The organism is Delftia lacustris (assembly GCF_040267515.1).
In the GTDB taxonomy this organism is placed as follows: Bacteria; Pseudomonadota; Gammaproteobacteria; order Burkholderiales; family Burkholderiaceae_C; genus Comamonas; species Comamonas tsuruhatensis.
The window spans coordinates 3,115,422-3,128,290 of record NZ_CP141274.1 but is presented as its reverse complement, the minus strand read 5'-3'; the positions used below and the strand labels follow the sequence as shown (position 1 = coordinate 3,128,290).

The 12,869-nt window shown below is 64.5% G+C and carries 14 protein-coding genes and 4 tRNA genes; 5 read left to right on the top strand and 13 right to left on the bottom strand.

Features of this window, described 5'->3' with window-relative positions; all coding sequences use genetic code 11:
* Positions 1-49: 49 nt before the first annotated feature.
* From folD to U6958_RS15750, 4 genes are all read left to right on the top strand, one after another.
* Positions 50-904: a bifunctional methylenetetrahydrofolate dehydrogenase/methenyltetrahydrofolate cyclohydrolase FolD gene (gene folD, locus U6958_RS15765; RefSeq protein ID WP_016451699.1), complete on the top strand. Its 855-nt coding sequence runs from the start codon at positions 50-52 to the stop codon at positions 902-904.
* A 75-nt stretch (positions 905-979) separates the two neighbouring features.
* A complete protein-coding gene (locus U6958_RS15760; protein WP_074921294.1) occupies positions 980-3,028 on the top strand; it encodes a M3 family metallopeptidase in 2,049 nt (682 codons plus the stop codon).
* A 208-nt stretch (positions 3,029-3,236) separates the two neighbouring features.
* Entirely contained in the window at positions 3,237-3,926 is a 690-nt protein-coding gene (locus tag U6958_RS15755; protein ID WP_046239221.1) for a glutaredoxin family protein, read from the top strand.
* A 39-nt stretch (positions 3,927-3,965) separates the two neighbouring features.
* Entirely contained in the window at positions 3,966-4,340 is a 375-nt protein-coding gene (locus U6958_RS15750) for a hypothetical protein (RefSeq protein WP_244160465.1), read from the top strand.
* Between the two features lie 30 nt (positions 4,341-4,370).
* Here the strand turns inward: U6958_RS15750 and rpiA are convergent, their stop codons facing one another.
* Positions 4,371-5,063: a ribose-5-phosphate isomerase RpiA gene (rpiA, locus tag U6958_RS15745; protein ID WP_026062503.1), complete on the bottom strand. Its 693-nt coding sequence runs from the start codon at positions 5,061-5,063 to the stop codon at positions 4,371-4,373.
* A gap of 34 nt (positions 5,064-5,097) precedes the next feature.
* Between rpiA and U6958_RS15740 the strand changes: the two genes are divergently transcribed.
* Entirely contained in the window at positions 5,098-6,144 is a 1,047-nt protein-coding gene (locus U6958_RS15740) for a quinone-dependent dihydroorotate dehydrogenase (RefSeq protein WP_074921296.1), read from the top strand.
* A gap of 84 nt (positions 6,145-6,228) precedes the next feature.
* Here U6958_RS15740 and U6958_RS15735 read toward each other — a convergent pair whose 3' ends face one another.
* The 12 genes from U6958_RS15735 to hscB all read right to left on the bottom strand — a co-directional run bounded on the left by U6958_RS15735 (position 6,229) and on the right by hscB (position 12,826).
* A complete protein-coding gene (locus U6958_RS15735) occupies positions 6,229-6,600 on the bottom strand; it encodes a hypothetical protein (protein ID WP_074921297.1) in 372 nt (123 codons plus the stop codon).
* 2 nt (positions 6,601-6,602) lie between these two features.
* Positions 6,603-7,022, bottom strand: coding sequence for a phage holin family protein (locus U6958_RS15730; protein WP_016447116.1), 420 nt, complete (start codon positions 7,020-7,022; stop codon positions 6,603-6,605).
* Positions 7,023-7,030: 8 nt separating this feature from the next.
* The gene (locus tag U6958_RS15725; RefSeq protein ID WP_016447117.1) at positions 7,031-7,342 is read right to left on the bottom strand and encodes a DUF883 domain-containing protein; all 312 of its coding nucleotides are present in this window, start codon (positions 7,340-7,342) and stop codon (positions 7,031-7,033) included.
* A gap of 201 nt (positions 7,343-7,543) precedes the next feature.
* A complete protein-coding gene (locus tag U6958_RS15720) occupies positions 7,544-8,644 on the bottom strand; it encodes an NAD(P)/FAD-dependent oxidoreductase (RefSeq protein ID WP_074921298.1) in 1,101 nt (366 codons plus the stop codon).
* 159 nt (positions 8,645-8,803) lie between these two features.
* Positions 8,804-8,878, bottom strand: a tRNA-Val gene (locus tag U6958_RS15715).
* Positions 8,879-8,918: 40 nt separating this feature from the next.
* Positions 8,919-8,993 (bottom strand) — tRNA-Val (locus U6958_RS15710).
* Positions 8,994-9,033: 40 nt separating this feature from the next.
* Positions 9,034-9,108: transfer RNA gene (locus tag U6958_RS15705), tRNA-Val, on the bottom strand.
* Between the two features lie 37 nt (positions 9,109-9,145).
* Positions 9,146-9,220, bottom strand: a tRNA-Val gene (locus U6958_RS15700).
* Between the two features lie 42 nt (positions 9,221-9,262).
* Positions 9,263-9,979: a DNA polymerase III subunit epsilon gene (dnaQ, locus tag U6958_RS15695; protein WP_016447119.1), complete on the bottom strand. Its 717-nt coding sequence runs from the start codon at positions 9,977-9,979 to the stop codon at positions 9,263-9,265.
* A gap of 11 nt (positions 9,980-9,990) precedes the next feature.
* Positions 9,991-10,329 carry an ISC system 2Fe-2S type ferredoxin gene (gene fdx, locus U6958_RS15690; protein WP_013802212.1) on the bottom strand — a complete coding sequence of 113 codons (339 nt, stop codon included), beginning with the start codon at positions 10,327-10,329 and terminating at the stop codon, positions 9,991-9,993.
* 25 nt (positions 10,330-10,354) lie between these two features.
* Positions 10,355-12,223, bottom strand: a complete 1,869-nt coding sequence (hscA, locus tag U6958_RS15685) for a Fe-S protein assembly chaperone HscA (protein WP_016447120.1) — start codon at positions 12,221-12,223, stop codon at positions 10,355-10,357.
* An 84-nt stretch (positions 12,224-12,307) separates the two neighbouring features.
* Entirely contained in the window at positions 12,308-12,826 is a 519-nt protein-coding gene (hscB, locus tag U6958_RS15680) for a Fe-S protein assembly co-chaperone HscB (RefSeq protein ID WP_016447121.1), read from the bottom strand.
* Positions 12,827-12,869: the final 43 nt, after the last annotated feature.

Genomic DNA, 12,869 nt, shown 5'->3' with positions numbered 1-12,869 from the left:
CGCTTGACCAACAAGCCCTAGCAGCATTTTTATTTTGGTATCCACTGCAATGACAGCCCAACTCATCGACGGCAACGCCCTCTCCCGCCAACTGCGTGCCGAAGTCGCACAGCGCGCCACTGCCCTGAAGGCCCGAGGGACCACGCCCGGCCTGGCCGTGGTCCTGGTCGGCGACAACCCGGCCTCCCAGGTCTATGTGCGCAACAAGGTCAAGGCCTGCGAGGACGCAGGCTTTCATTCCGTGCTGGAGAAGTACGACGCCTCGATGACAGAAGCCGAACTGCTGGCCCGCGTCGAGGCGCTGAACAACGACCCCGACATCCACGGCATCCTGGTCCAGCTGCCGCTGCCCGCCCACATCGACGACCACAAGGTCATCGAGAACATCTCGCCGCTCAAGGATGTGGATGGCTTTCACGTAGCCAGCGCCGGCGCGCTGATGGTGGGCGAAGTCGGCTTCAAGGCCTGCACGCCCTATGGCTGCATGAAGATGCTCGAATCCATCGGCATGAAGGACCTGCGCGGCAAGCACGCCGTGGTCATCGGCCGCTCCAACATCGTCGGCAAGCCCATGGCCATGATGCTGCTGGCCGCCAATGCCACCGTCACCATCTGCCACAGCGGCACGGCGGACCTGGCCGCCATGACGCGCCAGGCCGACATCGTGGTCGCCGCCGTGGGCAAGCGCAATGTGCTGACCGCAGACATGTGCAAGCCTGGCGCCGTGGTCATCGACGTGGGCATGAACCGCAACGACGAAGGCAAGCTCTGCGGCGACGTGGACTTTGACGGCGTCAAGGAAGTGGCCGGCTTCATCACCCCCGTGCCGGGCGGCGTCGGCCCCATGACGATTACCATGCTGCTGGTCAACACCATGGAGGCGGCCGAGCGCGCCGCCGGCTGACCAGGAGCTGACAAGCATCGGGCGGCTCCCCGGGGAGCCGCTTGATTTCAATGCACCCGACGGCATCTGACACGCATGAGCAATCCCCTCCTCGAATCCTCCGACCTGCCCCTGTTCGATCGCATCCGCCCCGCCGACGTCGGCCCGGCCATCGACCATCTTCTGACCGGGGCCTGCGAGGCCCTGGAGACCGTCACGGCACCTGACTTCCCCGCGCGCTGGGATTCGATCTCCGCCGTGCTCGATGTCGCCACCGAGAAGCTGGGAACCGCCTGGGGCGCCGTCAGCCACCTCAACAGCGTGGCCGACACACCCGAGCTGCGCGCTGCCTACAACGAATCCCTGCCCAAGGTCACCGAGTTCTGGACGCGCCTGGGCGCCGACGAGCGGCTGTACGCCAAGTACAAGGCCATCGACCCTGCCACGCTCAACGTGGAGCAGCGCGCCGCCTGGGACCATGCCATGCGCAATTTCGTGCTGTCTGGCGCGGAGCTGCAGGGTGAAGCCAAGCTGCGCTTTGCCAAGATTCAGGAACGCTCGGCCGAACTCACGCAGAAGTTCAGCGAGAACGCGCTGGATGCCACCGATGCCTTTGCCTACTACGCCACGGCCGATGAGTTGGACGGTGTGCCCCAGGACGTGTGCCAGGCCGCCCGTGCCGCCGCCGAAGCCGAAGGCAAGCAAGGCTTCAAGCTCACGCTGAAGATGCCCTGCTACCTGCCCGTGATGCAGTTCGCCACCAGCAGCGCGCTGCGCGAAAAGCTCTACCGCGCCTATGTGACACGCGCCTCCGACCAGGCAGAGGGCGATGCCCGCCGCTTCGACAACACGGCCAACATTTCCGAAATACTTGCCCTGCGCAAGGAAGAGGCGCAGCTGCTGGGCTACCGCAACTTCGGCGAGATCTCGCTGGTTCCCAAGATGGCGCATTCGCCGCAGCAGGTGATCGACTTCCTGCGTGACCTCGCGCACCACGCCCGCCCCTATGCCGAAAAGGATGTCGCCGACCTGCGCAGCTTCGCACGCAAGGAACTGGGCCTGGCCGATCCCCAGCCCTGGGACTGGGCCTATATCTCCGAAAAGCTCAAGGAAGCGCGCTATGCCTTCAGCGAGCAAGAGGTCAAGCAATACTTCCCCGCCCCCAAGGTACTGGCCGGCCTGTTCAAGATCGTGGAGACGCTGTTCGACGTGGCCATCCGCCGCGACGTGGCGCCGGTGTGGCATCCCGCTGTCGAGTTCTATCGCATCGAGCGCAGCACGCCACAAGGCCCCCAACTGGTCGGCCAGTTCTACCTGGACCAGCCCGCGCGTTCGGGCAAGCGCGGCGGCGCCTGGATGGACGATGTACGCACCCGCTGGCTGCGCCCCGACAGCCACAAGCTGCAGACGCCGGTCGCGCACCTGGTCTGCAACTTTGCCACCGGCGTTGACGGCAAGCCGGCCCTGCTCACGCACGATGACGTGATCACGCTGTTCCATGAGACAGGCCATGGCCTGCACCACATGCTGACCCAGGTCAACGAGCGCGATGTCTCGGGCATCGCGGGCGTGGAATGGGACGCGGTGGAACTGCCGAGCCAGTTCATGGAAAACTTCTGCTGGGAGTGGGAAGTGCTCAAGCACATGACCGCCCACGTGGACACGGGCGAGCCACTGCCGCGCGCACTGTACGACAAGATGATCGCGGCCAAGAACTTCCAGTCGGGCATGCAGACGCTGCGCCAGATCGAGTTCTCGCTGTTCGACATGCTGCTGCACACCGAGCACGATCCGAAGGCCGACATCATGCCGCTGCTGGCCCAGGTTCGCGCCGAAGTGGCCGTGCTGCCCTCGCCCGCCTACAGCCGCTCGGCCCATACCTTCAGCCACATCTTTGCAGGCGGCTACGCAGCGGGCTACTACAGCTACAAGTGGGCCGAAGTCCTCTCGGCGGATGCCTATGCGGCCTTCGAGGAAACCATGCTGGCCGATGGAACCCCCAACCCCGAGACAGGCCGCCGCTACCGCGAGGCCATTCTTGAAGCCGGCGGATCCCGCCCGGCGATGGAGTCGTTCAAGGCCTTCCGTGGCCGCGAACCCCAGCTGGACGCGCTATTGCGCCACCAGGGCATGGCCGAGGCCTGAGCCTGGCAACCCGGTCTGCAGCGCCCCGATGGGGCGCTTTTTCCTGGCCCGGCAACTCCACCGGATGCGCGCAGCCACATCCTGCGACTCCAGAAGATGGCCCAGGATGAATGGCACGCTATGCTTGCAGGCACTCCTGTGCGGGCATCCATCCGGCGAGTGGTCGCCGCCCCGGCACGAAACCCTTCTTCCGAAACCGAGATCGTCCATGCAGTCTTCTCCCAGCCTTGGCCACGGCGCCCTGCGCCACCTGATGCCATGCCTCGCCCTCGCCTGCCTTGCCGCCGCGCTGCCAGCCGCCGCACAGCAGGTCTACCGTATCGTCGGGCCGGATGGAAAAGTCACCTTCTCGGACCGCCCCGCCCAAAGCGCACAGCCGCAGGCAGCGCCCGCCGCCCAGGCAGTGGCGGGCGCCTCGGACAGCAACGCAGGCCTGCCCTATGCGCTGCGCCAGATTGCGAGCCGCTTTCCAGTGACGCTGTACTCCTCGTCCGATTGCACGCCTTGCGATAGCGCTCGTCAGTTGCTGCAGTCCCGGGGCATCCCCTATGCCGAGCGCCTGGTGCAGACCGAGGCGGACGCGGCAGCCCTGAACAAGCTCAGCGGGCAGACCGGACTGCCGTTTGCCACCATCGGCAAGCAGTTTCTGACCGGCTTCTCCTCCAGCGAATGGACGCAGTACCTGGATGCCGCAGGCTACCCCGCAAGCTCCCAGCTGCCTGCCCAGTACAAGCGGCCACCCGCGCAGCCCCTGACCACACCCAAGCCTGCCGCACCGGCCGCATCAGCGCCCGCCGCAGCACCCACCGCCGAGGAGCAGGCAAACAGGCGCGCCCCCATACCCGCCCCCGCGCCTGGTGCACGCACCAGCGACAACCCCGCAGGCCTGAGCTTCTAGGCAGACACTGCCGCAGTCAGGAGCCCGGCCGTGGATTCCATGCTGTCCGACATGGCCTGGACCTTGGCCAGGCTGGGCATTCTTGTGGGCATGCCTGCGCTCATCGGGTGGGTACTGGTGGCAAGGCCTTCGTGGCGAGAGCCGTTGCGGCTAACCTGCCTGGTGCTGGTGCCCTGCCTGATCACGCTGTGGTTCATGCATGACGGAGGCCTGGGCAACGGTCTCAACCGCCTGGCCTACTACATGACGACGGCTGGCTTCTTTGCCATCTACGCCGGGCTGGCGGCCGTCACCTGGCTCATTCAGCGCATCAAAAAGCAGCGCACGCAAGCTTCATTGCGCGCGCTGTGTCTCGGTGGCATGGCCCTGCTCGTCTGGACCGCAGGCGCTGCGGTGTTCGAGAGCATCGGCTAGCAGCCGAGAGGCCAGGACCGACTTCCTGCCTCAATAGTCGAGCGTCTGCACGCCTTCAGGCGTGCCCAGCAGGCAGACCGATGCCTTCTGGTGCGCAAAAACGCCCACGGTGACCACGCCGGGCCACTGGTTGACCTCGGACTCAAAGGCCAGCGGCTCAGCAATCTTCAGGCCGCGCACATCAAGAATGTGCTGGCCGTTGTCCGTCACCAAAGGAGCGCCGTCCTTCATGCGGATCTCGGCCCGGCCACCCCTGGCCTCGAAACGCCGGGCAATCTGGGCAGCAGCCATGGGAATCACCTCCACCGGCAGCGGAAAATCTCCCAGCACCTCGACGCGCTTGGAGGCATCGGCGATGCAGACAAAGCGCTCGGCCAGCGCCGCAACGATTTTCTCGCGCGTCAGTGCCGCGCCCCCGCCCTTGACCATGTAGCCCCGACCGTCGATCTCGTCGGCGCCATCGATGTATACCGACAGGCGGTCCACCTCGTTGGCATCCAGCACCTTGATGCCCAGCGCCTTCAGGCGCTCGGTGCTGGCCACGGAGCTGGACACGGCCCCAGGGATCTGGTCCTTGATGGTGGCCAGCGCATCGATGAACTTGTTGACCGTCGAGCCCGTGCCGACGCCGACGATTTCGCCGGGCACTACGTAGGCCAGAGCGGCTTGCCCGACCAGGGCTTTGAGTTCATCTTGGGAAAAAGAGGCAGCAGATGTCGTCATGAGGGAAAATCCAGGTAATCCTTCGATTATCCCCATGTCTTTGATCCCCTACGCCCTGACCCGTCCCTTTCTCTTCGGCATGGACCCCGAATCCGCCCACGATCTCACGATGAACCTGATGGCAAAGGGGCAGAACACGCTCCTGCAGCAGGCCTGGGCCCAACCCATGGTGAGTGATCCCGTCGAGCTTGCCGGACTCAGGTTCCCCAATCGCGTCGGCATGGCTGCAGGCCTGGACAAGAACGCACGCTGTATCGATGCGCTGGCCGCCATGGGCTTCGGCTTCGTCGAGGTGGGCACCGTGACTCCGCGCGCGCAGCCCGGCAACCCCAAGCCGCGCATGTTCCGCATCCCCGAACGCAATGCGCTGATCAACCGACTGGGCTTCAACAACGAAGGCCTCGATGCCTTCCTGAGCAACGTCAAGCGCTCACAGGCCCGCGCCATGGGCAAGCCCATGCTGCTGGGGCTGAACCTCGGCAAGAACGCCAGCACGCCCATCGAAGAAGCCACCAGCGACTACCTCAAGGCGCTCGATGGCGTCTACCCGCATGCCGACTACGTGACGGTGAACATCAGCTCGCCCAACACCAAGAATCTGCGTGCCCTGCAAAGCGACGAAGCGCTGGATGCCTTGCTGGGAGCGATTGCCGAGCGGCGCGAGCAACTGGCCACGCAGCACGGCAAGCGGGCGCCGGTGTTCGTGAAGATCGCACCCGACCTGGATGAGGAGCAGGTCGGCGTCATCGCCACCACGCTGCAGCGCCACGGCATGGACGGCGTGATCGCCACCAACACCACGATCAGCCGGGATGCCGTCAAGGGCCTGCCCCACGCCGAAGAAACGGGCGGCCTTTCCGGCGCGCCGGTGCTGGAGGCCAGCAACCAGGTCATCCGCCAACTGCGCTCTGCGCTGGGAAGCCGCTACCCCATCATCGGCGTGGGAGGCATTCTCAGCGGCGAAGATGCGGTCAGCAAGATCCGGGCGGGCGCCGATGTGGTCCAGATCTACAGCGGCCTGATCTATCGGGGCCCCTGCCTGGTACCAGAGGCCGCACGGGCCATCGCGCAACTGCGTTGACTGCCGCGTTATCCGCGTGCTGACCAAAGAAAACGCCCGGCATGCCGGGCGTTTTTTGTGCAAGAAGCCTTGCAAGGCCTTATCTCAGCCCCTGCGCTGCTGAAGGCGTGCCAGCAAAGGCATGAGTGTGGTGCCGATGCGGATCAGTTTGCGCGGCCCCATGACCAAGGCAGCGGCAGCCGCCACGCCCACGGCCACGGGGTGCAGACGCGCAAACGTTGCGACGCGCTCGATCAGCGGTGCATCCGGGCGCACGTGTGTGGCGGCACGGCTCAGCGCCCGGGCCTGGGCCACGGCCGCCGAGCGCGCCCTGAGGCGCTCGCGCTGCTGGGCAATGCGCTGCATCACCTGCTGCTGCTCCACGGTGGAAGTGGACCACAGCGCCGCATTGGGGCCCGTGGGCCTGGGCGGCGCAACCTCGTCGCGGGACTGGGAAGCATTGGAAGCATTGACCATGGTTACAGCCTCTTCTTCAGCGCCTGCCAGTCCTGGCTCAGCTCGTTGCGGGTGAGGATGAAAGGGCGTGCCAGGCGTCGTACGGCCGCAAGCAACTGCCACAAGGCAATTGCAAGGATAGCCAGCCAGCCGCCAAACAGCAGCCAAGCCACCATCACGCGGTGCTCGGTGTCCCAGAACTGCACCAGCACCGCCACGGACAGCATGAGCATGACCACGACGCTGAGTCCGGCCAGCGCAATCAGCAGCACGACCACGGTCTGCATGCTGCGCTTGTGCTGAACCCATTCAAGCCGAGCCAGGTCGGTACGGTCCTCGGCGGCAATGGCCAGCTCGATCACGGCAGCACGCCAGCGCGCCACCCAGGCATCCAAACCCAGAAGGGAAATCCAGTTCACAGGCATCCTTTTCTGGTCAGGCATGCCGTTGATCAGCGACGGCCCAGCATGAAGCCCAGCAAGGCTCCCACAGCCAGGGCTGCGCCAGCCACACGCCACGGCTCGTCGTGGGCATAGCGATCCGCCGCATAGGCGGCATCCTTGGCTTGGCGGGCCGCTTCCTGCGCGGCGCGCACAGCCGAGTCACGCACATTGGACATGCCGTCATCGATGCGCTGGCGCAGCATGTGGATTTCCGGCACGGCATCCAGCTCCTTGGCAGACAGCAGGCCACGCAGGTCGCTGACCAGTTTTTCAAGATCGGCTTGCGCGGTGGAGACGGTTTCAGTGATCGACTTCGTCATGATGAGCCTTTCTATTGAGGTGAAAACAAATACAGCGGGGAGCAGGCAATCATGTCGCCCGATACCTGTCACGCAACATGGGCAGGCCCTTGTTACATGCAAGCATCTTATCCAATTGTTCCCTGGCTTCCGGGAAGCGAGGGGGCCTGAGCCTTGTCAGACAAGGCCTGCCGTGGCCGTGTGTCGTGGACCGGCAGACCATCAGGCCAGCAGCTTCGCCACATGTGCGCCGATGGCCAGGCAGCTGGTCAGACCCGGCGATTCGATGCCCAGCAACTGCACCACGCCCGCAACGCCATGGACCTGCGGTCCCTGGATCGTGAAGTCTGCCGCCGCCTCGCCAGGACCGCTGATCTTGGGACGGATGCCAGCGTAGCCGGGCACCAGCGCGCCATCGGCCAGGGCCGGCCAGTACCGGCGGATCTCTGCATAGAAGGCGTCGGCGCGCGCTGGATCGACCTGCAGATCGCTTGCGCTTTCCACCCACTGCACATCGGGGCCGAACTTGGCCTGTCCACCCATGTCCAGCGTGAGATGAACGCCCAGACCTGCAGCCTCGGGCACGGGATAGATGAGGCGCGAGAACGGCGCGCGCCCGGACAGTGTGAAATAGTTGCCCTTGGCATAGAAGGCGCGTGGAACCAACTGCTGCGGAAAGCCTTGCAGGCGCGCCGCCAGCAACGGGGCATTCAGGCCTGCCGCATTGACCAGGCTACGCGCCTGCAGTTGCGTGCCGTCGGCGGTGCGCAGCCACACGCCGCCAGACGTGGCGGCGGCCTCCTGCACCTCGGCATGGCAGACCACCATGCCGCCTGCGTTTTCGAGATCGCCCTGCAGAGCCAGCATCAGGCCGTGGCTGTCGATGATGCCGGTGCTGGGCGAATGCAGTGCCGCCACACACTGCAGCGCAGGCTCCAAGGCCCGTGCCTCGGGGCCATCCAGCCAGCGCAGATCATTGACGCCATTGGCCTCGGCCTTGCGCGCAATGGCCTGGAGCTGGCCGCGCTGCGCCTCATCCGTTGCCACGATGAGCTTGCCGCAACGCTGGTGGGCAACGCCGCGTTCCTCGCAATAGGCATAGAGACGCTGGCGGCCTTCGACGCAAAACCGGGCCTTCAGCGAACCCTGGGGATAGTAGATGCCGGCATGGATGACCTCGCTGTTGCGCGAACTGGTGCCCGTACCAATGGCTTCAGCTGCCTCCAGCACCATGACTTCCCTGCCCTGCAACGCCAGGGCCCTGGCCACGGCCAGCCCCACGACGCCCGTCCCCACCACCACGCAATCGACCTGCTCGCTCATCCTGCCTGCCCTTTCGTCGTTCAGCCACTGATTATCAGACCGCGCCAGATACGAATACGCCGCAGATCACCGGGCTGCACTGGAATATCCAGGACCTGGAACAAATGGGAGCAACCAAAACGGAAAAGCCCTCCTGAACAAGTTTCAGGAGGGCTTGAATGGTGGGTGATACATGGATCGAACATGTGACCCCTGCCGTGTGAAGGCAGTGCTCTACCGCTGAGCTAATCACCCGTGAAGCACGGCTGCGAGGCCGTACTTCCTTGGAAAAAATTGGTGGGTGATACATGGATCGAACATGTGACCCCTGCCGTGTGAAGGCAGTGCTCTACCGCTGAGCTAATCACCCGTGAAGCATGGCTGCGAGGCCATGCTTCCTTGGAAAAAATTGGTGGGTGATACATGGATCGAACATGTGACCCCTGCCGTGTGAAGGCAGTGCTCTACCGCTGAGCTAATCACCCATGAAGCCGGCTGTGAGGCCCGCTTCCCTGGAAAAACTGGTGGGTGATACATGGATCGAACATGTGACCCCTGCCGTGTGAAGGCAGTGCTCTACCGCTGAGCTAATCACCCATATGTCGTTACTGCGACAAGACTTAGATTATGTCATAACTTCTAGGACTGATTTTCGAAGCTGCGCCAAATTGTCTTGCCGCCGCTCGATTTATCCATCTGCACCATCACGTCCTCGTGCGCGGCCAGCTCCTGATCATTGGCGCTCACCACGCGCAGCCTGAAGCTGCGCAGATCGACCTGCGCGACCACCAGGCCGCCCTCGGACTGGGCCGGCTCCTCCACCATCAGCAGGGCCTCCTGGCCTCGCGTGAGGTTGATGTAGACATCGGCCAGCAGTTCCGCATCCAGCAAGGCGCCGTGCAGCGTGCGCCCGGAGTTGTCCACTTCCAGACGGTCGCACAGCGAGTCCAGCGAGTTGCGCTTGCCTGGGAACATTTCCTTGGCCATGACCAGGGTGTCGATGACGCCGCTCACGCACTGCCTGATCGGCGGGCGGTTGGCAAGCTCCAGCTCCTTGTTCAGGAATCCCAGATCGAAAGGCGCGTTGTGAATGATGAGTTCAGCGCCTTGCAGATACTCCCAGATCTCATCGACCTTTTGCTCGAAGCGAGGCTTGTCCTTGAGGAACTCGGTGGTGATGCCGTGCACGCGCAGCGCGTCCGGATGGCTGTCGCGCCCCGCATTGAAGTACAGATGCAGGTTGTTGCCGGTCAGCTTGCGGTTGACCATCTCCACGCACCCCAGCTCGATGAGCCGGTCGCCGTTGTCGGCGGACAGGCCCGTGGTTTCCGTGTCGAGAATGATTTGACGCGACATGTGCTGGGTCCTCAGTGGTTTTCCTTGGCGTGGTTGAGCGAGTACTTGGGAATCTCGATGGTCACGTCCTCGCGCGCCAGGATGGCCTGGCAGGACAGGCGGGACTGCGGCTGCAGGCCCCATGCGCGGTCCAGCAGATCTTCTTCCTCTTCCTCGGCCTCGTTCAACGAGTTGTAGCCTGCCTTGACCACCACGTGGCAGGTGGTGCATGCACAGCTCATGTCGCAGGCGTGCTCGATCTTGATGTTGTTGTCCAGCAGTGCCTCGCAGATGGAGGTGCCGGCAGGCGCCTCGATTTCGGCACCCTGAGGACAGTATTCGGCGTGGGGAAGTATTTTGATAACGGGCATGGCGGATCTGCGTTCGGATCAGAAATCAGGAAAGGGATTGCACGCTCTTGCCGGCCAGGGCCTGCTGGATGCTGCGGTTCATGCGCTCGGCGGCAAAGGACTCCGTGCCCTTGGCCAGCGCCTGTGTTGCGGCCTCGATGACGGCGGCATCCTCGGAGCCCACGCTGGCGCGCAGGGCATCGACCAGAGCGTCGATGGCTGCGCGCTGGTCTGCAGCCAGCACATCGCCATCGGCCTGCAGCGCGCTCTCCGTGGCCATGAGCATGCGGTCGGCATCGACACGCGCCTCCACCAGCGCGCGCGCCTGAATGTCCTGCTGGGCCGTGGCAAAGCCGTCCTGCAGCATGCGGGCAACCTCGTCGTCCGAGAGGCCGTACGAGGGTTTGACATGGATATGCGCCTCGACGCCGCTGATCTGCTCCTTGGCACCCACCGACAGCAGGCCGTCGGCATCCACGGTGAAGGTCACGCGGATGCGCGCCGCGCCGGCTGCCATGGGCGGGATGCCGCGCAGTTCGAAACGCGCCAGGCTGCGGCAGTCCGCCACAAGATCGCGCTCACCCTGCACCACATGAATGGCCAGGGCCGTCTGCCCATCCTTGTAGGTGGTGAAGTCCTGGGCACGGGCCGTGGGAATGGTCTCGTTGCGCGTGATGATGCGCTCCACCAGACCGCCCATGGTCTCCACACCCAGCGACAGGGGAATCACATCCAGCAGCAGCATGTCGCCGCTGGAACTGTTGCCCGCGAGTTGATTGGCCTGAATGGCAGCGCCCAACGCCACGACTTCATCGGGATTGAGGTTGACGAGAGGATCGCGGCCAAAGAACTGGGCCACTGCCTCGCGCACCTGGGGCATGCGGGTGGAACCACCGACCAGGACCACGCCCTGCACCTCGTCGCGCGTCAGGCCAGCGTCCTTGAGTGCGCGGCGCACCGCCGCCAGCGAGCGCGCCGTCAGATGGGCCGTGCTCGCATCGAAGTCGCCACGCTTGACATCGAAATGCACAGTGCCGGTGGACAGCTCTGCCGTGAACGTGGCGGCCTGAGCATCCGTCAATGCCTGCTTGCAAAGGCGTGCCGCCATGCGCCAGCGGGCCTTGTCCTCGGCGGTCTGCGGAACCACGCCGGTCTGCTGGGCCACCCACTCAGCCAGTGCCGCATCGTAGTCATCGCCACCCAAGGCCGAGTCCCCCCCCGTGGAGACGACCTCGAACACACCCTGGGACAGGCGCAGGACCGAAATATCGAAAGTGCCGCCACCCAGATCGTAGACGGCGTAAACGCCTTCGGAGCCGTTGTCCAGGCCATAGGCAATGGCGGCAGCCGTGGGCTCGTTGATCAGGCGCAGCAGGTTGATGCCGGCGAGCTTGGCCGCATCCTTGGTGGCCTGGCGCTGCGCGTCGTCAAAGTAGGCTGGCACGGTGATGACCGCGCCATGGATGTCGTCGTTGAAGGTGTCCTCGGCGCGAAAGCGCAGCGTGGCCAGGATCTCGGCGCTGACTTCCACGGGGGTCTTCGTGCCATCGATGGTCTCGATCCCGATCACGCCACGACCGGCTTCCTGTGCAGCAAAGCGGTAAGGCAGCTTCTCCGGCGCGTCGATGTCCGCCAGCGTGCGGCCCATGAAGCGCTTGGCCGAGGCGATGGTGTTGCCCGCATCGGTGGACAGCGCCGCCTGCGCGGCGTAGCCGATCTCGCGGCGTCCCTGGGGCAGATAGCGCACGACGGAAGGCAGCAGTACCTGGCCCTGATCATCCGGCAGGCATTCGGCCACGCCATTGCGGACTGCGGCGACCAGCGAATGGGTGGTGCCCAGGTCGATACCCACGGCAATGCGTCGCTGGTGGGGATCGGGGGACTGACCGGGTTCGGAAATCTGCAAAAGCGCCATGGAAATACTCGGGGAAATTGCAGGTCCGGGCCGGCCGGCCTGCCTTGTGAATGAGGGACTCTCGTGGGAGGTTCGGGTCGCGGACTATTGTCCCAGTTGATCGCGGCGACGCTCTATGTCCTGCGCAAATCGCGCAACAAACATGAGGGCTCTGACCTGCTGCACGGCCGCCTGGGCATCGTGCAGTTCATCGAGCTGGCGGCCGCATTCGGCCAGCATGCTCTTTCTGGCCTGCGACACTTCGCCGTCCAGCGCATCCAAGGCGGCCTCGTCCTGCGCATCGTCCAGCGCCTCGCGCCATTCCATCTGCTGCATCAAAAAGGCGGTGGGCATGGAGGTGTTGTCCTCGGCACGCACGGGTGCACCCAGCAATTCGCAAAGATAGGCTGCTCGCCTGAGCGGCTCTTTCAGCCGTTGATAGGCCTCGTTGATGCGTACCGACCATTGCATGGCCACACGCTGCGCAGCTGCGCCCTGCGAGGCAAAGCGGTCAGGATGGGCCTCGCGCTGCAACTCCTTCCAGCGCGCGTCAATGGTGCTGCGCTCCTGCGCAAATTGGCGCGGCAGCGCAAACAGCTCGAAATCGTCCGATTGCAGGTTCATGTCGATAAAAAGCCGCCAGCACCGAAGCGATGGCGGCCTCTTG

Excerpts from the sequence above, each read along its gene's own strand:
- folD (WP_016451699.1), top strand. The coding sequence starts at position 50 with ATGACAGCCCAACTCATCGACGGCAACGCCCTCTCCCGCCAACTGCGT.
- U6958_RS15760 (WP_074921294.1), top strand. The coding sequence starts at position 980 with ATGAGCAATCCCCTCCTCGAATCCTCCGACCTGCCCCTGTTCGATCGC.
- U6958_RS15755 (WP_046239221.1), top strand. The coding sequence starts at position 3,237 with ATGCAGTCTTCTCCCAGCCTTGGCCACGGCGCCCTGCGCCACCTGATG.
- U6958_RS15750 (WP_244160465.1), top strand. The coding sequence starts at position 3,966 with ATGCTGTCCGACATGGCCTGGACCTTGGCCAGGCTGGGCATTCTTGTG.
- rpiA (WP_026062503.1), bottom strand. The coding sequence starts at position 5,063 with ATGACGACATCTGCTGCCTCTTTTTCCCAAGATGAACTCAAAGCCCTG.
- U6958_RS15740 (WP_074921296.1), top strand. The coding sequence starts at position 5,098 with ATGTCTTTGATCCCCTACGCCCTGACCCGTCCCTTTCTCTTCGGCATG.
- U6958_RS15735 (WP_074921297.1), bottom strand. The coding sequence starts at position 6,600 with ATGGTCAATGCTTCCAATGCTTCCCAGTCCCGCGACGAGGTTGCGCCG.
- U6958_RS15730 (WP_016447116.1), bottom strand. The coding sequence starts at position 7,022 with ATGCCTGACCAGAAAAGGATGCCTGTGAACTGGATTTCCCTTCTGGGT.
- U6958_RS15725 (WP_016447117.1), bottom strand. The coding sequence starts at position 7,342 with ATGACGAAGTCGATCACTGAAACCGTCTCCACCGCGCAAGCCGATCTT.
- U6958_RS15720 (WP_074921298.1), bottom strand. The coding sequence starts at position 8,644 with ATGAGCGAGCAGGTCGATTGCGTGGTGGTGGGGACGGGCGTCGTGGGG.
- dnaQ (WP_016447119.1), bottom strand. The coding sequence starts at position 9,979 with ATGTCGCGTCAAATCATTCTCGACACGGAAACCACGGGCCTGTCCGCC.
- fdx (WP_013802212.1), bottom strand. The coding sequence starts at position 10,329 with ATGCCCGTTATCAAAATACTTCCCCACGCCGAATACTGTCCTCAGGGT.
- hscA (WP_016447120.1), bottom strand. The coding sequence starts at position 12,223 with ATGGCGCTTTTGCAGATTTCCGAACCCGGTCAGTCCCCCGATCCCCAC.
- hscB (WP_016447121.1), bottom strand. The coding sequence starts at position 12,826 with ATGAACCTGCAATCGGACGATTTCGAGCTGTTTGCGCTGCCGCGCCAA.